This window comes from Pseudomonas alvandae (assembly GCF_019141525.1).
Classification (GTDB): domain Bacteria; phylum Pseudomonadota; class Gammaproteobacteria; order Pseudomonadales; family Pseudomonadaceae; genus Aquipseudomonas; species Aquipseudomonas alvandae.
The window spans coordinates 5,654,323-5,677,464 of sequence record NZ_CP077080.1 but is presented as its reverse complement, the minus strand read 5'-3'; the positions used below and the strand labels follow the sequence as shown (position 1 = coordinate 5,677,464).

20 protein-coding genes are annotated in these 23,142 nt (G+C 62.7%); 7 read left to right on the top strand and 13 right to left on the bottom strand.

The annotated features are described in order from the left end of the window. Positions 1-124 precede the first annotated feature (124 nt). From lnt to miaB, 5 genes are all read right to left on the bottom strand, one after another. A complete protein-coding gene (gene lnt / locus KSS97_RS25340) occupies positions 125-1,648 on the bottom strand; it encodes an apolipoprotein N-acyltransferase (protein WP_217860397.1) in 1,524 nt (507 codons plus the stop codon). Positions 1,649-1,675: 27 nt separating this feature from the next. After that, a complete protein-coding gene (locus tag KSS97_RS25335) occupies positions 1,676-2,515 on the bottom strand; it encodes a CorC family transporter (RefSeq protein ID WP_030140361.1) in 840 nt (279 codons plus the stop codon). Positions 2,516-2,554: 39 nt separating this feature from the next. Continuing rightward, positions 2,555-3,013, bottom strand: coding sequence for an rRNA maturation RNase YbeY (gene ybeY, locus KSS97_RS25330; RefSeq protein ID WP_217860396.1), 459 nt, complete (start codon positions 3,011-3,013; stop codon positions 2,555-2,557). Beyond that, entirely contained in the window at positions 3,006-4,016 is a 1,011-nt protein-coding gene (locus KSS97_RS25325; protein WP_030140359.1) for a PhoH family protein, read from the bottom strand. Before KSS97_RS25325 ends, ybeY begins: the two co-directional genes overlap by 8 nt. Positions 4,017-4,232: 216 nt before the next feature. Continuing rightward, complete coding sequence (gene miaB, locus KSS97_RS25320) at positions 4,233-5,561, bottom strand: tRNA (N6-isopentenyl adenosine(37)-C2)-methylthiotransferase MiaB (protein WP_030140358.1); 1,329 nt, start codon at positions 5,559-5,561, stop codon at positions 4,233-4,235. Between the two features lie 133 nt (positions 5,562-5,694). Here miaB and KSS97_RS25315 point away from each other — a divergent pair, with 133 nt between their 5' ends. Continuing rightward, entirely contained in the window at positions 5,695-6,024 is a 330-nt protein-coding gene (locus KSS97_RS25315) for a DUF1820 family protein (RefSeq protein ID WP_003185742.1), read from the top strand. 188 nt (positions 6,025-6,212) lie between these two features. Here the strand turns inward: KSS97_RS25315 and KSS97_RS25310 are convergent, their stop codons facing one another. The 4 genes from KSS97_RS25310 to KSS97_RS25295 all read right to left on the bottom strand — a co-directional run bounded on the left by KSS97_RS25310 (position 6,213) and on the right by KSS97_RS25295 (position 9,735). Next, positions 6,213-6,767, bottom strand: a complete 555-nt coding sequence (locus KSS97_RS25310) for a tetratricopeptide repeat protein (protein WP_217860395.1) — start codon at positions 6,765-6,767, stop codon at positions 6,213-6,215. Between the two features lie 218 nt (positions 6,768-6,985). Continuing rightward, a complete protein-coding gene (gene hemL, locus KSS97_RS25305) occupies positions 6,986-8,269 on the bottom strand; it encodes a glutamate-1-semialdehyde 2,1-aminomutase (protein WP_030140356.1) in 1,284 nt (427 codons plus the stop codon). Positions 8,270-8,295: 26 nt separating this feature from the next. Beyond that, complete coding sequence (gene thiE / locus KSS97_RS25300) at positions 8,296-8,922, bottom strand: thiamine phosphate synthase (RefSeq protein WP_030140355.1); 627 nt, start codon at positions 8,920-8,922, stop codon at positions 8,296-8,298. Positions 8,923-8,937: 15 nt separating this feature from the next. Beyond that, positions 8,938-9,735: a hydroxymethylpyrimidine/phosphomethylpyrimidine kinase gene (locus KSS97_RS25295; protein WP_198796724.1), complete on the bottom strand. Its 798-nt coding sequence runs from the start codon at positions 9,733-9,735 to the stop codon at positions 8,938-8,940. Between the two features lie 439 nt (positions 9,736-10,174). Here KSS97_RS25295 and KSS97_RS25290 point away from each other — a divergent pair, with 439 nt between their 5' ends. From KSS97_RS25290 to KSS97_RS25275, 4 genes are all read left to right on the top strand, one after another. After that, complete coding sequence (locus tag KSS97_RS25290) at positions 10,175-12,559, top strand: hybrid sensor histidine kinase/response regulator (RefSeq protein ID WP_217860394.1); 2,385 nt, start codon at positions 10,175-10,177, stop codon at positions 12,557-12,559. 74 nt (positions 12,560-12,633) lie between these two features. After that, positions 12,634-14,283 (top strand): acyl-CoA dehydrogenase family protein, encoded by a 1,650-nt coding sequence (locus KSS97_RS25285; protein ID WP_217860393.1) that lies wholly within the window; start codon positions 12,634-12,636, stop codon positions 14,281-14,283. 176 nt (positions 14,284-14,459) lie between these two features. After that, positions 14,460-15,959: an AMP nucleosidase gene (amn, locus tag KSS97_RS25280; protein WP_187293326.1), complete on the top strand. Its 1,500-nt coding sequence runs from the start codon at positions 14,460-14,462 to the stop codon at positions 15,957-15,959. Positions 15,960-16,098: 139 nt separating this feature from the next. Next, positions 16,099-16,665, top strand: a complete 567-nt coding sequence (locus KSS97_RS25275) for a pseudouridine synthase (RefSeq protein WP_217862101.1) — start codon at positions 16,099-16,101, stop codon at positions 16,663-16,665. On the opposite strand, the gene KSS97_RS25270 is transcribed toward KSS97_RS25275, so the two are convergent. After that, positions 16,660-16,869, bottom strand: coding sequence for a DUF2788 domain-containing protein (locus KSS97_RS25270; RefSeq protein WP_003185724.1), 210 nt, complete (start codon positions 16,867-16,869; stop codon positions 16,660-16,662). The genes KSS97_RS25275 and KSS97_RS25270 overlap by 6 nt on opposite strands. Before the next feature lie 243 nt (positions 16,870-17,112). Beyond that, entirely contained in the window at positions 17,113-17,592 is a 480-nt protein-coding gene (locus tag KSS97_RS25265) for an Lrp/AsnC family transcriptional regulator (RefSeq protein ID WP_030140349.1), read from the bottom strand. A 413-nt stretch (positions 17,593-18,005) separates the two neighbouring features. Here KSS97_RS25265 and KSS97_RS25260 point away from each other — a divergent pair, with 413 nt between their 5' ends. Beyond that, positions 18,006-19,013: a DUF6515 family protein gene (locus KSS97_RS25260; RefSeq protein ID WP_217860392.1), complete on the top strand. Its 1,008-nt coding sequence runs from the start codon at positions 18,006-18,008 to the stop codon at positions 19,011-19,013. A 136-nt stretch (positions 19,014-19,149) separates the two neighbouring features. Here KSS97_RS25260 and KSS97_RS25255 read toward each other — a convergent pair whose 3' ends face one another. Further along, positions 19,150-20,043, bottom strand: coding sequence for a cation diffusion facilitator family transporter (locus tag KSS97_RS25255; RefSeq protein WP_030140347.1), 894 nt, complete (start codon positions 20,041-20,043; stop codon positions 19,150-19,152). Positions 20,044-20,066: 23 nt separating this feature from the next. Beyond that, positions 20,067-20,486, bottom strand: a complete 420-nt coding sequence (pmcY, locus tag KSS97_RS25250) for a periplasmic Zn2+ metallochaperone PmcY (protein WP_030140346.1) — start codon at positions 20,484-20,486, stop codon at positions 20,067-20,069. 95 nt (positions 20,487-20,581) lie between these two features. Between pmcY and hrpB the strand changes: the two genes are divergently transcribed. Next, positions 20,582-23,098 (top strand): ATP-dependent helicase HrpB, encoded by a 2,517-nt coding sequence (gene hrpB, locus KSS97_RS25245; RefSeq protein WP_198796729.1) that lies wholly within the window; start codon positions 20,582-20,584, stop codon positions 23,096-23,098. Positions 23,099-23,142: the final 44 nt, after the last annotated feature.

The window sequence follows — 23,142 nt, the reverse complement described above, 5'->3', positions numbered from 1 at the left end:
CTATTGTGGCGAGGGAGCTTGCTCCCGCTGGGGCGCGAAGCAGCCCCTAAAAAGCGGGCCTGCTGCGCAGTCCAGCGGGAGCAAGCTCCCTCGCCACAGGTTTTTCATCCACATGGGGAAGGAATCAAACGGTCTTGGCCATCCGTCCCGCCATCAGCGCCCAGCCCAGCAGCAACACGCACAAGATGATCAGCGGCCACGAGCGCCATTGCAGGTAAGGCGTCAGGTCGTGCATCGGCACCACGTCGCCATAGAGGATGCCGCGTTCGAATTGCGGGATGCTGGCGGTGATCTGGCCAAACGGGTTGATCAGGCCGGTGACGCCGTTGTTGGTGGCGCGAATCATCCAGCGACCCGCCTCCAGCGCACGCATCTGCGCCATCTGCAGGTGTTGCAACGGGCCGATCGAGGTGCCGAACCAGGTGTCGTTGCTGATGGTCAGCAACAAATCACTGCGCGCCGAAAGGCTGGCGGCGAATTCCGGGTAGACCACCTCATAGCAGATAAAGGGCGCGATCTGGTATCCCTTGGCCTGCAGCAACGGCTGGTCAGCCGGGCCACGGGCAAAATCCGACATGGGCAGGTCAAAAAACGCGATCAGCCCGCGCAGCAGGTCCTGCAGCGGCACGTACTCGCCGAAGGGCACGAGCTTTTGCTTGAGGTAAGTCCCGTCGCCTTCACCCGTTACGGTGATGCCATTGAAGTAGCGTTTTTCGTGGCGCACCAGTTGGCGAATCGGCACGCCGGTAATCAGCGCCGAGTGCCGCTCGGCGGCAAAACTGCCCATCATGTCCAGGTAGCCCTGGGCGGACTCCTTGAGCACGGGCACGGCGGTTTCCGGCCAGATCAGCAGGTCGACACGCTTGGAGGTGAAACTCATGTCGCGGTACAGCGCCAACTGGGCGTTGAGCTGTTCCGGGTCCCATTTCATGCTTTGTTCGATATTGCCCTGGATCGCGGCGACGCTCAGCGGATCGCCCGAAGGACTGGTCCAGGCATGCCCTTTAAGCGCCATGCCGGCGAGCCATGGGCCAACCAACAGCGCCACGCCCGCGACGATGAAGCCTTTGCGCCCGGACCGCACCAGCCGGGGCGCGTTGTACAGCAGCGCGGCGGTCAGGGCCAGGGTGAAGGAAATCAGCCACATCCCACCCAGCGGCGCGAGGCCGGCCAGTGGGCCGTCGAGCTGGCTGTAGCCGGAGTAAAGCCAGGGGAAACCGGTCAGGAACCAGCCGCGAAACGCCTCCTGGCCCAGCCACAGCGCGGCGAACGCCAGGGCATCGGCCAAGGGCGCTTCGCTGCGCCGCAGCCAACGTGCCCAGAGCCAGGCGGGCAGGGCAAAGAACCAGGCGATGGCGGCGATGAACAACAGCATCAGCAACCCGGCGAGCAACACCGAGGCGCCACCGAAGTTATGGATGCTGACATAGATCCAACTGGTGCCCGCGCCAAACAGGCCGAAACCGAAACACCAGCCACGTCCCAGCGCCTGGCGTGGCGAGAGCTCGCGCAAGCCCGCATAGAACAGCCCGACCGCCAGCAATGCCAGCGGCCAGATATTGAAGGGCGCCAGGGCCAGGGTGGTGATCGCGCCGGCCGCCACGGCCAGCAGGTTACCGGGCCAGCCGGGGCGGGTTATCCAGCGCATTTGAATCCTTAGCGGGTCTCGCAGGGTTTAACGGGCAATGGGTGACAGGCGCAGCAGATGAATCCGGCGGCTGTCGGCATTCAGGATGCGGAAGCGCCAGGAACCGATCTCGGTGGTTTCGTTGCGCTTGGGCAGGTGTCCGAAAGCACTCATCACCAGGCCGCCGACGGTGTCGAACTCATCGTCGGAAAATTCGCTGTCAAAAAACTCGTTGAAGCTATCGATCGGCGTCAGCGCCTTGATCAGGAAGTCGCCGCTGGGCAGTGGCTTGATGTAGCTGTCTTCCTCGACGTCATGCTCATCCTCGATGTCGCCGACGATCTGTTCGAGCACGTCTTCGATGGTGACCAGCCCAGCCACGCCGCCGTATTCGTCGATGACGATGGCCATGTGGTTGTGGTTGGCGCGGAATTCACGCAACAGAACGTTCAGGCGCTTGGACTCGGGCACGAAGGTGGCCGGACGCAGCAGGTCCTTGATGTTGAAGCTGTCGCCGTTCTCCTGGAGGATCAGCGGCAGCAGATCCTTGGCCAGCAGCACGCCCATGACATCGTCATGGCTTTCGCCGACGACCGGGTAGCGCGAGTGGGCGGAGTCGACCACGGCGGGCAGGAACTCGCGGGGTGTCTGGGTCGCCTTGATGCTGATCATCTGCGAGCGCGGGACCATGATGTCCCTCACTTGCAGGTCAGCGACCTGGATGGCGCCTTCGACGATGGCCAGCGCTTCGCTGTCCAGCAGTTTGTTCTGGTGCGCATCGCGCAGCAGCTCAAGCAGCTCCTGGCGGTTTTTCGGCTCATGGGCAAAAGCCTGGGTGAGCTTGCCCAGCCATGACTTATGCCCGTTGGTCGATCGATCTTCGCTCATAGCGATTACTCTGAATCCTTTGTCGTTACAGTTGATGTATCAATGTTCGTCGTCGGCGTAAGGGTCGGGATGCCCCAGTTCGGCAAGCAACGTCCGTTCCAGTCCTTCCATCTCCTCGGCTTCGTCATCTTCTATATGGTCGTAACCCAATAGATGCAAGCAGCCGTGAATGACCAGATGTGCCCAATGGGCTTCCGGGGACTTGCCTTGCTCGGCGGCTTCACGCTCCACCACCGGGACGCAGATCACCAGGTCGCCCAGCAATGGAATGTCGAGCAACTCGTCGGGAACGTCGGCGGGGAAGGACAGCACGTTGGTTGCGTAGTCTTTCTGTCGCCAGGTGCGGTTGAGTTCACGGCCTTCGGGTTCGTCCACCAGGCGAATGGTCAGCTCCGAATCGGCGCTGCGCTGGCGCAAGGCCAGCTCGCACCACTGGCGGAACTGGATTTCGCTGGGGGAGGCTTGTTTGCTGGCCACTTGCAGATCGAGTTCAAGCATTGCGGCCATTGCCTTTGCTGTCGGCCAACTCTTCCTCGGCGCGATGCTCGAAACGCTCGTAGGCTTCGACGATGCGCTGCACCAACGGATGGCGCACGACGTCCTTGGGCATGAAATGCGTGAAGCTGATGCCCGGCACGTCCTTGAGGACCTGGATCACGTGGTTCAGTCCGGACTTGGTGCCACGGGGCAGGTCGACCTGGGTGATGTCCCCGGTGATGACGGCGGTGGAGCCGAAGCCGATCCGCGTCAGGAACATCTTCATCTGTTCGACCGTGGTGTTCTGGCTTTCATCGAGGATGATGAAGCTGTTGTTCAGCGTGCGACCGCGCATGTAGGCCAGCGGCGCGACCTCGATGACCTGGCGCTCGATCAGCTTGGCGACGTATTCGAAACCGAGCATTTCGTACAGCGCGTCATAGAGCGGACGCAGGTATGGGTCGATTTTCTGGGCCAGGTCGCCGGGCAGGAAGCCGAGCTTTTCGCCCGCCTCGACAGCCGGACGCACCAGCAGGATGCGTCGTACCTGTTCGCGCTCCAGCGCATCGACGGCGCAGGCCACGGCCAGGTAGGTCTTGCCGGTACCGGCCGGGCCGATGCCGAAGTTGATGTCGTTGGCCAGGATTTCCTTCACGTAGCGCTGCTGATTCAAGCCGCGTGGGCGAATCATGCCTTTTTTCGTGCGCAGGGCCACCGCAGGTTCGGAAGGGGCGTGGTTGTCGAGTTCTTCGACCGCCGATTCCTGCAGGAACAGGTGGACCATGTCCGGAGACAGCTCGCTCGCCTTGGTTTCCCGATAGAGGCGGCGCAGCAAGTTTTCCGCGGAGGAGGTGTGCTTGGGTTCGCCGATCAGCTCGAACTGGTTCCCGCGGTTGCGGATCTCGATGGCCAGGCGCTGTTCGATCAAGCGCAGGTGCTCGTCGAATTGCCCGCACAGATTGGCGAAGCGGCGAGCCTCAAAGGGCTCGAGTATGAAACGATGAGGTTCGATGGGTGCGTTCAAGGTCGTTTTTAGCCGCCCAGGGGCAATTAAGGTGAAATCAAGGATAACGCCAGTAGGCTGGGTGCGAAAGCTCTTAAACGGGCGAATCTGATCACAGGGCTTGCCACGGCCACTGTGGGAGCGAGCTTGCTCGCGATGGCGGCCCCACATTCAACCTGAGTATTGGCTGTGATACCGCTATCGCGAGCAAGCTCGCTCCCACATGGGATTGTGTTGTTACTGGACCAGCGAACCACGCAGCGAGTGCGGTTGCGCGGCGTCGATGTGCACGTCGGCGAACTGGCCGATCAAGGCCGGCGTGTCGCAACGGAAGTTGACGATGCGGTTGTTCTCGGTGCGGCCCTGCAATTCACCCGGGTCTTTTTTCGAGTAATCGGTGACCAGGATCCGCTGGACCGAACCGACCATTTGTCGGCTGATCTCGAAACCCTGTTGGTTCAGGCGGTGCTGCAAGGCGTTGAGTCGTTCCTTTTTGACTTCTTCCGGGGTTTCGTCCGCGAGATCGGCCGCCGGGGTCCCGGGGCGTTGGCTGTAGACGAAAGAATAGGAGAAGTCGAAGCCCACGTCTTCGATCAGCTTCATGGTTTGCTGGAAGTCTTTCTCGGTTTCGCCGGGGAAACCGACGATAAAGTCCGAACTGATGCAGATGCCCGGCACTGCCGCACGCAATTTGCGCAGTTTGGATTTGTACTCCAGCGCTGTGTGGTTGCGCTTCATGGCGGCGAGGATCCGGTCGGAGCCCGATTGCACTGGCAGGTGCAGGTGCTTGACCAGCTCGGGGACCTCGGCGTGGGCCTGGATCAGGCTGTCGGAGAATTCCAGCGGATGGGACGTGGTGTAGCGGATTCGGTCGATACCGTCCACCGCCGCCACCACGCGGATCAGCTCGGCGAGATCCGCCAGGCGCCCGTCATGGGTCAGGCCGCGATAGCCATTGACGTTCTGCCCCAGCAAGGTCACTTCGCGCACGCCGTTTTCCGCCAGGTGGATGATCTCTGCGATCACGTCGTCGAACGGCCGGCTGACTTCTTCGCCGCGGGTATAGGGCACTACGCAGAACGTGCAGTACTTGCTGCAGCCCTCCATCACCGAGACATAGGCGCTGGGACCGTCGATACGCGGCTCGGGCAGGTGGTCGAATTTTTCGATCTCGGGGAACGAAACGTCGACTTGCGGCAATTTGGTTACGCGCGCGGCGTCGATCATTTCCGGCAGGCGGTGCAAGGTCTGCGGGCCGAAGACTACGTCCACGTACGGTGCACGATCGCGAATCGCCGCGCCTTCCTGGCTGGCCACGCAACCGCCCACGGCGATGACCATCTCCGGGTTGGCGAGCTTCAGTTCGCGCCAGCGGCCCAGTTGGGAGTACACCCGGTCCTGGGCACGTTCGCGGATCGAACAGGTGTTGAGCAGGATCACGTCCGCGTCTTCGGCGCGGGCGGTGACTTCCAGGGCCTGGTGTTCGCCCAGCAGATCGACCATGCGCGAGCTGTCGTACTCGTTCATCTGGCAACCGTGGGTTTCGATGTAAAGCTTCTTGGCCATGGACAGGTTCATCACGTGATTCAAAGAACCGCGCATTATAGGCAACAAGTCCCCGGGTTCCTACCGCTGTGCGAGCAGTGGCTATGCTATAGTTCGCGCCCTCATTTTTACCCGCCGATGTGTTTCGCCAGCCATGACCAAACGTGAAGCTCCAATCTACAAGGTGATTTTCCTCAACCAGGGCCAGGTGTTCGAAATGTACGCCAAGCAGATCTATCAAAGTGATCTGTGGGGTTTCCTGGAAGTCGAGGAATTCGTCTTTGGCGAGCGCACGCAAGTGGTCGTCGACCCGAGCGAAGAAAAGCTCAAGGCACAATTCGAAGGCGTGGTGCGCAGCTTCGTGCCAATGCATTCGATCGTGCGCATCGATGAGGTGGAGCGCCTCGGCACGCCAAAAATCAGCGAAGCCCGCGGCGCGGTCGGCAATGTGATGCCGTTTCCGATGCCGATGCCTGAGAAGTAGTTGCCAGCCAGTTAAGAGAAAAGAAGCCGAGCGCGGCTTTTGTGGCGAGGGGATTTATCCCCGCTGGGCTGCGAAGCGGCCCCAAAGCAGTCAACTCAATCAATCTTTAATACCGAGGTGTCAGGTCTTAGGGCCGCTTCGCGCCCCAGCGGGGATAAATCCCCTCGCCACAGGAGGCCGTGGTGGATTCAGGGCAGTGGCGAGAAAGGCGTGCGCCCATCGGCGTTCTGCAATTCCATCAGGTATTTGCGAAAGATCTGCCCCAGCACCTGGGTCGCCACTTCGAGTTCGTCGCGGGGCATCTGCTCGGCGACTTCATCAGCGGTGTCCAATGCCTCTTCAGCGCCGTTGACCGCCGCCATCTTCAAGACGATATAAGCCTGGACATTGTTGGCCGGCACGCCTTCACCATGGAAGAACATGCCACCCAGCTTGTATTGCGCCTGGGCATGGCCTTGCAGTGAGGCTTTTTCGAAGTAACCCAGGGCTTGCTTGAGGTCGCGGGGCGCGGCCTTTCCGTCGTAGTAGAACTCGCCCAACTCGTATTGCGCTTGCGCGTCGCCCGCGTCGGCCGCTTTTCGACAGGCGTCGAGTGCCGGTGCGAGATCTTGTGGCTGGGTGTTGAGCGTGCAACGGCCCATCGCCGGGATCAACAACGAGTTACCGCCTGCCTGTGCATTCGCGAGCAGGGGCTGAAGGAGCAACAGGCAGCCCAGGGCAAGGGTGCGGCCGGTGCGGTTCATGGGAATCGACTTACCTCTGAGGGGCGCGTGGACCCTCCGGGGGATCCAATAAGCGCGCATTATGAAATAAGCGGGGCCATCCTTACAAAGTCTTTACTCGTTTTTCTGCTGCGATGGAACGGCAGGGACGGCTTATGGGGCAAATATGTAGGAAAACAACGCGGGTTACATGGGCAATCGCTGACGCTGGTGTGAGCCAGCGTCAGTTATCCACAGGCTTATTTCAGCGCCGCGAAGGCGCGCTCGGCCGCGTCGAGTGTGATCTTCAACTCGGCGTCGCCATGGGCGATGGAGGTGAAGCCGGCTTCGAACGCGCTTGGTGCAAGGTAGACGCCACCTTCGAGCATCAGGTGGAAGAAGCGCTTGAAGCGGTCAGAGTCGCTGGCCATCACGTCGTCGAAGGTCACGATGTCATCGGCGCCACTGAAATACAGGCCGAACATGCCACCGGCCTGGGTGGTGACGAACGGAATGCCCGCCGCATCGGCACGTACCTGCAAGCCATCGAGCAGGCGTGTGGTGAAGTCGGTCAGTTCGGCATGAAAACCCGGGCGGCTGATCAGGCGCAGGGTGGTCAGGCCGGCAGCCATGGCCAGCGGGTTGCCCGACAGCGTGCCGGCCTGGTAGACCGGGCCCAGTGGCGCGATGCATTCCATGATCGCGCGCTTGCCACCGAAGCAGCCCACCGGCATGCCGCCGCCGATGATCTTGCCGAAGGTGCTCAAGTCCGGCGTCACACCGTAATGGGCCTGGGCGCCGCCGAGGGCGACGCGGAAACCGGTCATCACTTCATCGAAAATCAACACCACGCCATGCTGGTCGCACAGGCTGCGCAGGCCTTCGAGGAAACCCGGCGCCGGCGGCACGCAGTTCATGTTGCCGGCCACTGGCTCGACAATGATGCAGGCCACTTCCTGGCCGACTTCGCCGAGCATCTTCTCGACTTCTTCAAGATCGTTGAACGGCAACGTCAGGGTGTGTTTGGCGAACGCCGCCGGCACGCCCGCCGAGCTGGGCACGCCTTGGGTCAGCGCGCCGGAACCGGCCTTGACCAGCAGGCTGTCGGAATGGCCGTGGTAGCAGCCTTCGAACTTGATGATGCTGTCGCGACCGGTGTAGCCGCGGGCCAGGCGAATCGCGCTCATCGTCGCTTCGGTGCCGGAGCTGACCATGCGCACCATTTCCATCGACGGCACGATGGAGCAGACCAGGTCGGCCATTTCGGTTTCCATCGCCGTCGGCGCGCCGTAGGACAGGCCGTGTTCCAGCTGCTTGCGCACGGCATCCAGCACGTCAGGATGGCTGTGGCCGAGGATCATCGGACCCCACGAACCCACATAGTCGACGTAGCGCTTGTCGTCTTCGTCGGTGACGTATGCGCCTTCGGCATGCTTGAAGAACAGCGGGGTGCCGCCGACGCTCTTGAACGCACGAACGGGCGAGTTCACGCCGCCGGGGATGTGTTTCTGGGCGTTGGCAAACAGGGTTTCGGAACGGGACATGGTTGGGCTCTCGAAAACGGAAATGACTATTTGATGAGCAGCAGGTCGTTGAAGGCGCGGGCGCGGCGCGTCACTTCAGCGGTGCTGTCGGCGCCGAACAGGCCATGAACCACCGCGAGCAGATCGACCCCGTGGGCCACCAGCGGGGCGGCGTTTTCCAGGGTGATGCCGCCGATCGCGCAAATCGGTACATGCAATTTGATGCGGGCCTGTTCGAGCAGTTCAAGGTTTGCGCTGGGCGCGCCGGGCTTGGTGCTGGAGTTGAAGAAGCGCCCGAATGCGACATAGCTGGCGCCTTCGTTGACGGCCTGTTCGGCCAATTCCAGGCTGGCGTGGCAGGTGGAGCCGACGATTGCCTTGTGGCCCAGCAACGCCCGCACCGGTGCCAACGGGCCATCGGTCTGGCCCAGGTGGACGCCGACGCCGAGGCGCGCGGCCAGTTCGGCGTCATCGTTGATGATCAGTTGGGTCTTGTAGCGCTCGCACAGGTTGCGCAGGGCTTCGGCTTCCCGCAGGCGCCGGGCCTCGTCGCTGCTTTTGTCGCGGTATTGCAGCAACGTCACGCCGCCTTCCAGCGCCGCTTCGACATAAGCGAGGAATTTGCCGGCCAGCAACTGGCTATCGGTGACGGCATAAAGGCCACGTAATTTCATTCCAAGGCTCCTGTGCTACGAGCAGAAATCCAGCGGCAGGCGACGCGGTACGAACTGGCCTTTGCCCAGTTGCTCGGCGTCGCGCAGGGTGCGCCAGGTGTAGTCCAGCGCTGTCTTGACCGCGCTGGCGAGCTGTTCGCCCTGGGCCAGCCTGCCGGCAATGGCGCTGGCGAGGGTGCAACCGGAACCGTGATAACTGCCAGGCAAGCGCTGGCAGGTGAACGTTTCGCGGCGTCCGTCGCGGCTGTACAGGCGATTATGGACTTCATGCTCGTCGCCGTGACCGCCGGTGATCAGCAGGTGCTTGACGAAGGGCAGCAGTTTTTCGGCGCATTCATCGGCGCTGCCTTCTGGCAGTTCGGCGAGGATGCGCGCTTCAGGCAGGTTGGGCGTGGCGATGATCGCCAACGGCAGCAGGCGCTCGCGCATGGCGTAGCCGACTTCATCCTTGCCCAGCCGTCCACCGCCACCGGCGCGCAGCACCGGGTCGCAGACCATCGGCAGATGGGGGTGCGCCTGGAGCAGCTCGACCACCGTGTCGACCATTTCCAGCGAGCCGAGCATCCCCAGCTTGACCGCCGCCACGGGCGAATCGTTGAGCACGGCATTGGCTTGCGCCAGCACCCACTCGCGATCGAGTACGCGGAAATCGCTGACGTTGACAGTGTCTTGCACGGTCAACGCGGTAACCGCCGGGGCGGCATGACAGCCCTGGGCGAGCAGGGCTTCGATATCTGCCTGCAAGCCGGCGCCACCACTGGGGTCGTGGCCGGAGAGACAGAGGACAACGGGGCGAGAGCTGTAGATATTCATGGTGCGCGAGCTTATCACCAAACCCCACCGATCGGCGCGCACCTCTGTTGATGCAAGTCGTCTGTGGCGAGGGGATTTATCTGTGGCGAGGGGATTTATCCCCGTTGGGGTGCGAAGCGCCCCCATTCAAACTGCCTGGTATACCGCGGCGACAGTTATTGGGGCTGCTGTGCAGCCCAGCGGGGATAAATCCCCTCGCCACAATAGAACTCCGCGCCGACGAAATTGTGACCTGACCAAAGCAACAGCTCTATCTCAATGCTTGGCGCTGAGACGCCCGTCCTAGAGCCTTTTGTCGGAAAAATTTCCATGGTGCAAATTGGCCATCAACGGCTATGCTAGGGATGGATCCAACCAATAACAGGTAATGCCGGTGTTACGTCTACTCAGGGAATGGGGGGCTTCCTGACTCAACCGGACAGGCCACGCTGGGGCTTAAATGCGCTATTTGCTGATGTTGCTGTTGTGCTTGTCCCCCTTGGCAAGCGCCCTCGAATTCGATGAATTTACCCAGAGCCTGCCCTTGGGCAACGCCCTGCAAGTCTTTGAAGACGCCAGCGGCACGGCTTCCATCGATGACGTCCTGGCCCAGGCTGCGGCCGGTCGCTTCAAACCCCATGACAAAGCCACGTTGAACGCCGGTTATTCACGCTCGGCGTTCTGGCTGAAAATCGACTTGCACTATCGTCCGGGCAATCCCGGCGCCCAGCGGACCTGGCTGTTGGAGCTGGCATATCCACCGTTGGATCACCTGGACCTGTATCTGGCCGATGGCACCGGAGCGTATCGCCTGGTCCGCCAGACGGGCGACGCGTTGCCGTTCGCCCGTCGCGAGATTCGCCAGAACAATTACCTGTTCAGCCTGGACTTCCAGCCCGATCAACGTCAGACCGTCTACCTGCGGCTGCAAAGCGAGGGCTCGATCCAGGCGCCACTGACGCTGTGGTCGAGCACCGCTTATCTGGAACAACAGCCGTTGCGCCTGTATGTGCTGGGGATCATTTATGGCGTGTTGCTGGGCATGCTGGTCTACAACCTGTTCATTTACCTGAGCGTGCGCGACACCAGCTACCTGTATTACATCTTCTACATTGCCTCGTTCGGCCTGTATCAATTGTCGGTCAATGGCGCGGCGGTCGAATATTTCTGGCCGGACAATCCCTGGTGGGCCAACGCCGCGACGCCGTTCTTCATCGGCTGCGCGGGCCTGTTCGGCAGCCAGTTCGCCCGCAGCTTCCTGCAGACCGCGCAACACAGCCGCTGGCTCGACCGGTTGCTGCTGGCGCTGATTGCCTACGGCGCGGTGGTGGTGGGCTTGTCATTGATGACCAGCTACGCCCTGGCGTTGCGCCTGGCAACCGCATTGGCGCTGGTGTTCACCGTGGTGATTTTCGCCGCCGGGCTGTTCGCCTGGTGGCGTGGCCTGCGCGTCGCGCGTTATTTCATCATCGCCTGGTCGGCGTTCCTGCTGGGCGGCATCGTCAACACAATGATGGTGCTCGGTTATCTGCCGAACATCTTCCTGACCATGTACGCCAGCCAGATTGGCTCGGCCATCGAGGTGGCGCTGTTGTCCCTCGCCCTGGCCGACCGCATCAACGCCATGCGCGAGCAGCAGGCCCAGACGCTGTTCGATGCCGGGCAGAAATTGGAAGTGCTCAACCAGCAACTGGCCCAGGGCAATAAACTCAAGGATGAATTCCTCGCCACCTTGACCCATGAGTTGCGCACGCCGATGAACGGCGTGATCGGCTCGCTGGAGTTGATGGAAACCGTCGAAATGGACGAGGAGTTGACCCAGTACCAACAGACCGCCGCCGGTTCGGCGCGGGACATGATGCGCATGGTCAACGGCATCCTTACGCTCACCGAGTTGCAGGCCGGCAAACTCAAGGTCTACCCGGCGCCGTTCAGCCTGCGCGGTGTGATTGACGCGTTGCAGGTGCAGTTCGGTGCCAACGCGGCGGCCAAGGGCCTGGATTTCAAGGTCGACATAAACCCCGGCCTGGCAGACCGGCTGTTGGGTGACAGCGGCAAACTGGCCCAGTGCCTGGAATGCCTTCTGGACAACGCCATCAAGTTCACCCGCTCAGGGGGCGTCGCGTTGCGGGTCAGCGGGCGTCCGTCGGAGCTCGATCGCCTGGTGTTGTCCTTCGCCGTGATCGACACCGGCATCGGTTTTACCGACCTTGGCGAAGCAACTTTGTACCAGCGCTTTTTCCAGCTCGACGGTTCGATGACCCGCGAATACGGCGGCCTCGGTGTGGGCCTGGCGATCTGCCGCCAACTGGTCGAATTGCTCGGCGGGCGGCTGACCCACACCTCCGAGCCGGGGCGCGGCAGCCGTTTCCAGCTGGACGTGGCGTTCGACATCGCGTTGCCGGCGGGTGTCCCGAGCCCTTTTTCATTCAACGGGCGCCGGGATTCGCGCGAGCCCCAGGATTGCACAGTGCTGTTGGCGGATGACAACAACATCGATCAGTTGGTCATGCGCGGCATGCTGCTCAAGCTGGGCTACCGGGTGCGTACCGTCGACAGTGGTCGGGCTGCCTTGGATGTGCTGCAGGTCGAAAGTTTTGACGCAGTGCTCCTCGATTGCCAGTCATCGCCCCAGGATGGCGTGTCAGTCGGCTGCCAGATTCGGGCGCTGGCCGGTTGCGAGGATTTGCCCGTGCTGGTAGCCAGTCCGCGTCATGATGCAGCTTGCTGCCCTTCGGGAGCCTTGATCGACTATCTGGGCAAACCGGTGAAATTCGAGGTCTTGCAAGCCGTTTTGCAGCGGCGAGTACTTTGTCCGAAACAGGGTGAAAGCGCCGATATTTAGGCGGGTATGCCACTTTGATCGATCAGGAGGCGATGCTTAACTGAATCCCTGCTGGCCGGCCAAGGAGCCCCGTCATGAACCTGCACCAGTTCGCCGAAACCCACGACGTCACCAATCAGCCGCCGTCCCTGGACGGTGCCAACCTGTATCGCATCGACCTGCCGCTGCAACAGTGGTCGCAGCGTTTCGGCGCCGGTTGGGCGCAGGCGCGGATCGATGCCTACGGTGCGCTGGCGGGTGGGCCGCTGATGGAGGCCGGGTTCCTGGCCAACCAGAACAAACCGGTGTTTTCCAGTCATGACCGCTACGGCCATCGCATTGACCTGGTGGAGTTTCATCCCGCGTATCACCAGTTGATGCGCACCGCCATCGAGCATGGCCTGCCCAGCCTGCCGTGGGCTCATCCGCAACCCGGCGCCCATGTCGCCCGCGCTTCCATGACTTACCTGCACAGCCAGGCCGAAGCCGGCACTGGTTGTCCCTTGACCATGACCTTCGCCAGCGTGCCGGCGCTGCGCCTGCAGCCGGACCTGGCCGAGCGCTGGGTGCCGAAGGTGCTCGCCACCGAATACGACCCGCGTAACGTCGGCATGGCCCACAAGGCCGGCGTCACGCTGGGCATGGCGATGACCGAAAAACAGGGTGGCACCGACGTGCGGGCCAATACCACCAAGGCTTTTCCAGTGGGTGCCAGCGGGCCGGGGCAGGCCTATGAACTGGTCGGCCATAAATGGTTCTGCTCGGCACCGATGTGCGATGCGTTCCTGACCCTGGCCCAGACCGACAAGGGCCTGACCTGTTTCCTGCTGCCGCGCCATCGCCCGGACGACACGCGCAATCAGTTCTACATCCAGCGGCTGAAAAACAAGCTGGGCAATTGTTCCAATGCGTCCAGCGAAGTGGAGTTCCGCGGAGCCCTGGCCTGGATGGTCGGGGAAGAGGGCCGGGGCGTGCCGACAATCATCGAGATGGTCGCCATGACCCGCTTCGATTGCATGGTCGGTTCCAGCGCCCTGATGCGCCAGGCGCTGACCCAGGCCAGTCACCACTGCGCGCACCGCAAGGTCGGTGGCAAAGTCTTGAGCGAACAGCCACTGATGCAGAACGTGCTCGCCGACCTGGCGCTGGAAAGCGAATCTGCATTGGCCCTGAGCCTGCGCATGGGCCGGGCGCTGGATCATCTGGACGACGAGCACGAAGCCAAGTTCGCCCGACTGGTGACGGCGGTGGGCAAGTACTGGATCTGCAAGCGTGCCCCCGCAATGATCAACGAAGCCGCCGAATGCATGGGCGGCGCCGGCTACGTCGAAGACAGCATCCTGCCGCGCCTGTATCGGGAGGCACCGGTCAACTCGACGTGGGAAGGTTCAGGCAACGTGCAATGCCTCGATGTATTGCGCGCCTTGTCCAAGGAGCCAGGCGTGCTGGAAGTGCTGTTCAACGAACTGGGCGACGGTCATGGGGACAAGCGCCTGGCCACCCATATCGACCAATTGCACGCGGCGCTCAAGGACACCGACGACATCCAGTACCGCGCCCGGCAATTGACCGAAGACATCGCCGTAGGCCTGCAAGCGAGGTTGCTGCTCGAGGCGGGCAACAGCGAAGTCAGCGATGCCTTTATTGCCAGTCGCCTTGGATCCGGCGCCAGGGTCTACGGCGCATTGCCCCGTGGCTTGAATGTAGAGGCGATCATTGCGCGCTCGAGTCCGCAGGGTTTCTAAGAAGGTTCAGGTCGGCACATGCCCTGTGGGAGCGGGCTTGCTCGCGAAGGCGTCGGTACATTCAACCTGTGTGTTGTCTGACACACTGCTTTCGCGAGCAGGCTCGCTCCCACAAGAGGCTCCGCGAAAGATCAACCAATACGCCACTGTTCCCGTCGGACCACGATGCAGGCAAGATGAAGGCCTGCAAGTCAGAACACAGGAAGCTGATCGTGACCGAAGCGTTTATTGTCGTTCAAACCGCCGAACAAGCCGTGGATCGTCTCGCGGCCCTGCATGAGCGTGCGACCACCGCGCTGAACCAGGCGCTCAAGCGCTACCTCAAGGACCGCATCGAGCCGGATGCCGAGCAACGGGCCTTGTTTCGCTACCCGGCCCTGCGCCTGACCTACCATTGCCACGGCGAAGTCCCGCAAACCACCCGCGCCTACGCCAAGGTCCAGTTGCCGGGCACTTACAGTGTCACCGTCACTCATCCATCCGCGTTCCGCAAATACCTGCTGGAACAGCTCGTGCCGTTGATGCACGACTTCACCGTCACGGTCGAGGTGGGCGTCAGCGAGCAGAACATTCCTTACCCGTACGTGGTTGAGCAGGGCGATGAGCTCGCTGGCTCCGGTGTCACCGCCGCCGTGCTGGCGCGGGTGTTCCCGAGCACCGACTTGTCGGCCGCCACCGATGGCATCGCCGATGGCCTCTACGATTGGGAAAACACCGACCCGTTGCCCCTGGCGCTGTTCGACGCCGCCCGGGTGGATTTCTCCCTGCGCCGGTTGGTGCACTACACCGGCAGCGACTGGCGCCATGTGCAGCCGTGGATCCTGCTGACCAACTACCACCGCTATGTCGACCAATTCATCGTCCATGGCCTTGAGCAATTGCGCAGCGACCCGCGTTTCGTGCGCATGGTCTTGCCGGGCAACGTGATCATCGACAAGAACATGGACCACGGCGAAGCCTCGGCCATCGCCGCCGGCGTGGTCTGGCACCGCTACCAGATGCCGGCCTATCACTTGCAGGCCAGCGATGGCCACGGCGTGACCCTGGTGAACATCGGCGTCGGCCCGTCCAACGCCAAGAACATCACCGACCACCTGGCCGTGCTGCGCCCGCATTGCTGGCTGATGATTGGCCACTGCGGCGGCCTGCGGCAGTCCCAGACCATCGGCGATTACGTGCTGGCCCACGCCTACATGCGCCGCGATGGGATTCTCGACCGGGTGGTGCCGCCGAACATCCCGATCCCGGCCCTGGCCGAAGTGCAACTGGCGCTTCAGCAAGCGGCGGCGAACGTCACTGGCGAGAAAGGCGACGAGTTGAAAAAGCGCCTGCGCACCGGCACCGTGCTGACCTACGACGACCGCAACTGGGAGCTGCGCTGGGCCCAGGAACGCCCGTTGATCAACCTGTCCCGCGCGGTGGCGGTGGACATGGAAAGCGGCACCATTGCCGCCCAGGGTTATCGTCTGCGGGTGCCTTATGGCACGTTGCTGTGCGTTTCGGACAAGCCGCTGCACAGCGAGATCAAGCTGCCGGGTTCGGCCAACGCTTTTTATGAGCGGGCGGTCAACCAGCACCTGAAGATCGGGATCGCGGCGGTGGACCTGCTGCGCACCGAGCTCAATTCGTTGCACTCGCGCAAGCTGCGCAGCTTCGACGAGCCGCCGTTCCGCTGATCGGATGGTGGTCATTTAACGGTCGGGCCACTAGCATGGTCGGCCCTGACCGTTAGATGTTGTCGCTGCCATGCCTCGTCCTCCACGTCCCGTTTCCCGCCGCCCTGGCGCGAAGCCTCCAGCCTCCGCCCCGCGCCGTGTGGCCAAGGCGCCTCCGGCCGAGCCGAAACTGATCCTGTTCAACAAACCCTTTGATGTGCTGACGCAATTCAGCGACGGCGAAGGGCGGGCGACGCTCAAGGATTTCATCGACGTGCCCGGCATCTACCCGGCCGGTCGCCTCGACCGCGACAGCGAAGGGCTGCTGTTGCTCACCAACGATGGGCAGTTGCAGGCGCGCATCGCCGATCCCAAGCACAAGCTGGCCAAGACGTACTGGGTGCAAGTCGAGGGGGAGCCGAGCGACGAACAGCTGCAGCGCCTGCGCGATGGCGTGGAATTGAACGATGGCATGACGCTGCCTGCCGAGGCCCATCAACTGGACGAACCGCAATTGTGGCCGCGCAACCCGCCGGTGCGCTTTCGCAAAAGCGTGCCGACGAGCTGGCTGGAGCTGGTCATACGTGAAGGACGCAACCGCCAGGTACGACGCATGACCGCCGCGGTAGGCTTGCCGACCTTGCGCCTGGTGCGGGTCAGGATCGGTGACTGGACGCTCGAAGGGCTCGACCAGGGCCAGTGGAAGGAAGTGCCGGCGCGCTTATAACGCGCCGGACTCGATCAGGCCGATCACCACGCTCTTGATGACGAATGCCGCGACGCCGAGGCCCAGCACGAAAAACAGGATGAACGAGCCAAAGCGCCCGGCCTTGGACTTCTTCGCCAGGTCCCAGACGATGAAACCCATGAAAATGATCAGGATGCTGACCAGGCCGGTCATCATCCACTCTTCGAAAACAGCAGGATCCATCGGGGCACTCCAGCGTGGGCGGGATTGAAAAGGCGCGGCGAGTATAAGGCATGGGGGCGGGGCGCAGGATTGGGCTGCGGCGGTGTGTCGCAGCTGTTCATCTGAACTCGGACTCAGCAGCGCTTGAATTGACTGTGGGAGCGGGCTTGCTCGCGAAAGCGGTCTGTCAATCAGCAAAAATGTTGAATGTGCCGTCGTCTTCGCGAGCAAGCCCGCTCCCACAGTAGATGGGCATGAAAGCGGTTAGCTACGCAGATGCGTCAACGGTAATTCAGTGCTGTTTAGCACCTGATTCAACACAAAACTCGAGCGCACGCTGGTGACCCCTTCGATTCGGGTCAGGTGCCCCAGCAACAGTTTCTGGTAATGGTCCATGTCCGGCACCACCACCTTGAGCTGGTAGTCCGCGTCGATGCCGGTCACCAGGCTGCACTCCAGTACTTGCGGCAGGCTGCGGATCGCGGCTTCGAAGGTCTCGAAGCGATCGGGGGTATGGCGGTCCATGCCGATCAGCACGTAGGCCGTCAGGCTCAGGCCCAGCATCTTGCGGTCGAGCAGGGCGACCTGGCGGGTGATGTAGCCGTCGTCCTCCAGTTGCTTGACTCGCCGCGAGCACGGGGAGGGCGACAAGCCGATGCGCTCGGCCAATTCCTGGTTGGAGATACGCGCGTCGCGCTGCAATTCCGCCAGAATGCTCAGGTCGTAACGGTCGAGTTTGCTCATCGAGCGGGCCTTTATTCGGTTAATTGCGGAAGATTATCCATCCAAGGGTAAAAATTGCGCAAGTGGTGTTTATTCAAGCAATCTTCGCAATCCCCTGCCGGCGCCCTGGGCCTATGCTTACCACCAAGATCACTGCTCGGACAAACAGTCCAGTGCAGCCCGCCCAATCCGGCCGGCTGCGGTCGCAGTACCCACCGGTACTGGCAGACCCCCGAGCTGCACACTGTCCAGAAGACGGCGTGAGGTGAGCCGACGTCATAAGCGTCGCGCACGGACGAAGTTCTCAAGGGGAGGCCGACGGGCCTCCCTTTTTTATGCCTGCGAAATAAACCCCGCGCCTGATAACCTGTCGCAGAACCGGCCTGGGCTTTTCCAGTCTTACCTTCAGGCCCCGAACCGTTGTGAGGAATTTCATGAAGTCGCGCATCTGGCGTTTGGCAGGTGTTGGTCTGTTGTGGGCAAGTGTCAGTGCGCAGGGAGTGGCCGACGATCAGCAAAACCGTGGCGGCCCCGACGGTGGTCACGGCCAGGACGGGCGAGGCGGCAACGGCCAGGGTTATTCAGGCCAACCCAGGCAGCAAAACAACGAGATCATCCGGGGCGACAACAGCCGACAGTTCGAGGTCAAGCCGCAATACCAGGGCGGGCAACACTACGAACGGCCGCCGCAGGACCCCAACGTCCAAGGTCGCCCGCCGCAGCAGCCACCGGGCAATCATTTGCCGATCCAGGGGCGGCCCGACAGCGTGACCCAGACCCGTGAACCGCAACCGGGGTACTACCGCGATATTCCGCGCCGCAACGACGGCTATCCGAACGGCGGGCCTCGTCCTGGTCATGAGGGGCGTCCCGAGCAACATTGGCCCGGTCGGCCGGACGGGCATGGCAATGGCTGGGGCCCGGGGCCGCAGTATCGGCCTGGGTATGTGATCGATCGTTTCCCGGATCGCAACTACCGCGTGCCTTATCGCGGCCAGGATTATTTCTATTCCGGTGGCTACTGGTATCGCCCGCAAGGCCCGCGTTATGTCGTGGTCCAGCCGCCACGGGGGATTCGCACGCGCTATCTGCCGGACTATGCCCGTGAGGTCTGGATCGGCAGTTCGCTGTTCTTCCTCGCCGCCGGCGCGTATTACATCTACGAAGCCAATACCCGGGATTACGTCGTGGTCGAGGCGCCGGCCGCCAACCCGCAGCCACAACCCCAGGGCAACAGTTTTGACGTGGTGGCTTACCCGGCCAACGGCCAGTCTCCCGAGCAGGTCAACCAGGACGGCTACGATTGCTATCGCTGGGCGGTGCAGCAGAGTGGTTTCGATCCGCGCAACTACACCTACCCACCGGCGCCGGAGGTGGTGCAGACCTATCGCCAGGCCGAGGGGAGTTGCTTGAGTAGCCGTGGGTATCAAGTGACGTACTGAGTTCTGATGGAGCCGGTATTGCTCTTGTGGCGAGGGAGCTTGCTCCCGCTGGCCTGCGCAGCAGGCCCTGTATTTTACGGTCGCTGCGCAACCGAGCGGGAGCAAGCTCCCTCGCCACGGGGCCCGGTGCTCGGCATCAAGCGCTGGTGGGCTTCACCACTTCCAGCGGATCGGCATGCACCAGCACTTCGGCCTTCGGATACGCGCGGTGAATCGCGTCGGCGGCCTGGTCGCTGATGCCGTGGGCGACTGACAAGGTCAGTTCCCCCGGCAATTCCAAGTGCAACTGCACGAACCAATGGTTGCCGGAGATCCGCGTGCGCAGGTCATGGGCACCGACCACGCCGGGTACGGCGCATGCCAGTTCCAGCATGTGCTGGCTGACGTCCGGTGGCAGTTCTTCATCCATCAGCACCGCGAAGCTTTCCCGGGCGATCTGCACCGCGCTCCACAGAATATAGAGGGCGATCCCCAGGCCGAACCAGGCGTCGAGTTGATACCAACCGAACCCGGCCAGGACCAGCGCGACCAGGATGCTGCCGTTGAGCAACAAGTCCGAACGGTAATGCAGCGAATCGGCGCGCACCGCGTTGGAGCCGGTGGCGCGCACGACCCGATGCTGCAACGCCAGCAGCGCCAAGGTGAGCACCAGGGAAAACACGATCACGCCGACGCTCAGCCAAGGCGCTTCCACGGGCAACGGGTTTTTCAGCCGCTCGAAGGCCTGCAAGGCAATCAGCACCGCACTGCCGCCGATAAACAGCGCCTGGGCCATGCCCGCCAAGGACTCAGCCTTGCCATGCCCGTAGCGGTGATCGTCGTCGGCAGGGCGCAGCGCGTAATGCACCGCCAGCAGATTGAGCAACGAAGTGACGCCGTCCAGCGCCGAGTCGGTCAGGCCGGCGAGCATGCTCACCGAACCGCTCAACCACCAGGCCAGCGCCTTGGCGGCGACAAGGATAAGCGCCACGGCCACCGACGCCCGGGTGGCCAGGCGTAGCAGGCGAGCGTGTTCGGCACCAGTGGTCATGACGCGATCATCCTTGGGTTGCTTCAAGCAGCGGGTTTCAGACCGAGGGTGGCCAGTTGTTGAACGTTGCCCTTGTGCTGGATCAGGCGTGGATCGTCCAGCGGGAAGCTGCGGCCCAGTTCGCTTTCAAGGATGGCTTGCAGCTTGTGATTGTTGACCGTGCCGTCGGGGTTGATGGCTGGCTTGAGTTTCTCCGGGTCGATCTGGACGCTCTTGCCCGGCTCGAAATAAATCGCGCCGGTGGCGAAGTCCACGGCAAAGGCGATCAGGCCGGGGATGATGTAGAACAACAGGCCGACGGCATCGAGCGCGGCGATGGCCGGGTCGATCTTGCCTTCGATCTGGCCGCGACGGTCCGGGTAGAAGATCGAGCCACACGCGCTGATCTGGGTCAGCAGGGTGGCGACCAGGACGCCGCCGATCACGCGAAAGGGAATACGCATAGCAATCTCCTGAGCAGGTATGGGCGTTGCTGGTTGGAGTCCAGACCACGCTAAACAGTTCGCCGTTATACTCGGCCCTCTGTTTTGGAGCCAGCATGATTTCCTTGCCGATTGATGAAGTTTTACCCGCGCTGCGCCAAGCCCTGGCCAAGCGCCACGAAGCGGTGCTCGAAGCGCCCCCTGGCGCTGGTAAAACCACCCGTGTTCCCTTGGCCCTGTTGAACGAGTCCTGGCTGGCCGGGCAGACCATCCTCATGCTCGAACCCCGACGCCTGGCGGCACGGGCGGCGGCCGAGCGGCTGGCCAGCGAACTCGGGGAAAAGGTCGGTGAAACCGTCGGCTACCGGATTCGCCTCGACAGCAAGGTGGGGCCTCATACGCGCATTGAAGTGGTCACCGAAGGCATCCTCACCCGTCGCCTGCAGGACGATCCGGCATTGGAAGGCGTTGGGCTGCTGATTTTCGATGAATTTCACGAGCGCAGCCTTGACGCCGATCTGGCGCTGGCCCTGAGCCTCAATGGCCGGGAGCTGTTTCGCGAAGAGCAGCCGCTGAAGATCCTGTTGATGTCCGCGACCCTGGAAGGCGAGCGTCTGGCCGGACTGCTGGACGACGCGCCGATCCTGCGCAGCGAAGGGCGCATGTTCCCGGTGGCGGTGCGCTGGGGCCGGCCATTCCAGCCTGGGGAATTTATCGAGCCGCGACTGGTGCAGACCGTGCTCGAGGCGCTGCACGATGAAACCGGCAGCGTGCTGGTGTTCCTGCCTGGGCAAGCGGAAATCCGTCGCGTTCATCAACAATTGGCCGATGCCCTCGGCGACGGCGGCAACGTGTTGCTGTGCCCGTTGCATGGCGAACTGGACCTCGCTGCCCAGCGCGCCGCCATCGATCCGGCGCCGCCCGGCCAACGTAAAGTCGTGCTGGCCACCAACATCGCCGAGACGAGCCTGACCATCAACGGTGTGCGGGTAGTGGTGGACGCCGGGCTCGCCCGCGTACCGCGATTCGATCCGGGCAGCGGCATGACCCGTCTCGATACCCAACGCATCTCCCGGGCTAGCGCGACCCAACGGGCCGGTCGAGCCGGGCGCCTGGAACCAGGGGTGTGCTATCGGTTGTGGTCCGAAGACCAGCACGAACAGTTGGCCGCCTACGGCAGCGCCGAGATTCTTTCGGCGGACCTGGCCGGGTTGGCCCTGCAATTGGGGCGTTGGGGCGTGACGCCGCAGCAGTTGGTGTGGCTCGACGTTCCGCCGACCGCCGCGTATGCCCAGGCCCAGGATCTGTTGCAACGTCTCGGCGCACTCGATGGCGGCCAACTGACCCGACACGGCCAGGCCATGGCCGAGCTGCCGGCTCATCCACGTATCGCACACTTGCTGTTGCGTGGCCAGGCGCTGGGGTTGGCGGACATGGCTTGCAACGTGGCGGCGCTGCTTGGCGAGCGTGACATCCTGCGCGGCGCCGGCGCAGATCTGCACAGCCGTCTGGTCTTGTTGTCCGGCGAGGAGCGAGCGGCACGCGGCGCCCAAGGTGGCGTGCAGCGGGCCCGGCAATTGGCCCGGCAATATCGCGGCTATCTACGGGGCAAGGCCGGGGAAGCCGTCGCCGATCCCGATCATCCACGCTGGCTCGGTGCATTATTGGCGTTGGCCTATCCGGATCGTGTCGCCCAGCAACGGCGCCCCGGCGGTGCGGAGTATCGCCTGGCCAATGGTCGTGCGGCGCTGTTCGCCGAGGCGGATAGCCTGATGAAACAAGCGTGGCTGGTGATCGCCGAATTGGGCAGTCGCCAGGGCCAGCGGGAGGAGCGGATTTACCTGGCGACGGATTTCGACCCGGCGCTGTTCGATTCAGTGCTGGCCGAGCAGGTGCAGACGGTCGATCAACTGGACTGGGACGAGCGCGAAGGCGTGCTGCGGGCCGAACGCCAGCGCAAGGTCGGCGAACTGGTGCTCAGCCGCGAGCCGCTGGCCGGGCTGGATGAAGCAGCCCGCAGCCAGGCGCTGGTCAACCTGGTGCGGCGCAAGGGCCTGGAGCTGCTGCCGTGGACGCCGGAGTTGCGGCAATGGCAAGCGCGCGTGGCGCTGTTGCGCCGGCTCGACCTGGAGGCCAAGGGCGAAAGCGAATGGCCGGATGTCAGCGACACGGCATTGCTGGGCAGTCTCGAGGATTGGTTGATGCCGTATCTGGGACGCGTCTCTCGACTCAGTCATTTCGCGAACCTGGATTTGTCGAGCATCGTCCACAACCTGCTGCCCTGGCCTTTGCCGCAACGCCTGGACGAACAGGCGCCCCACCATTTGAACGTGCCTTCGGGATCGTCGATTCGCCTGGATTACAGCGAGCATCCGCCAATCCTTGCCGTGCGCTTGCAGGAGCTTTTCGGCTTGGCCGATACCCCGCGCATCGCCGGCGGACGGCAGGTGGTCAAGCTGCACCTGCTGTCGCCGGCGCGTCGGCCGGTGCAAGTGACCCAGGATTTGGCGAACTTCTGGCGCAGCACCTATGCCGAGGTGAAGAAGGATCTCAAGGGGCGCTATCCCAAGCATTACTGGCCGGATGATCCGTTGGTGGCGGAAGCGACGGCGCGGGTCAAGCCGCGCAAGTGAAAATCCCCGGCTTGGCCAGGGTCGCAGATGGTAAATTCACCGAC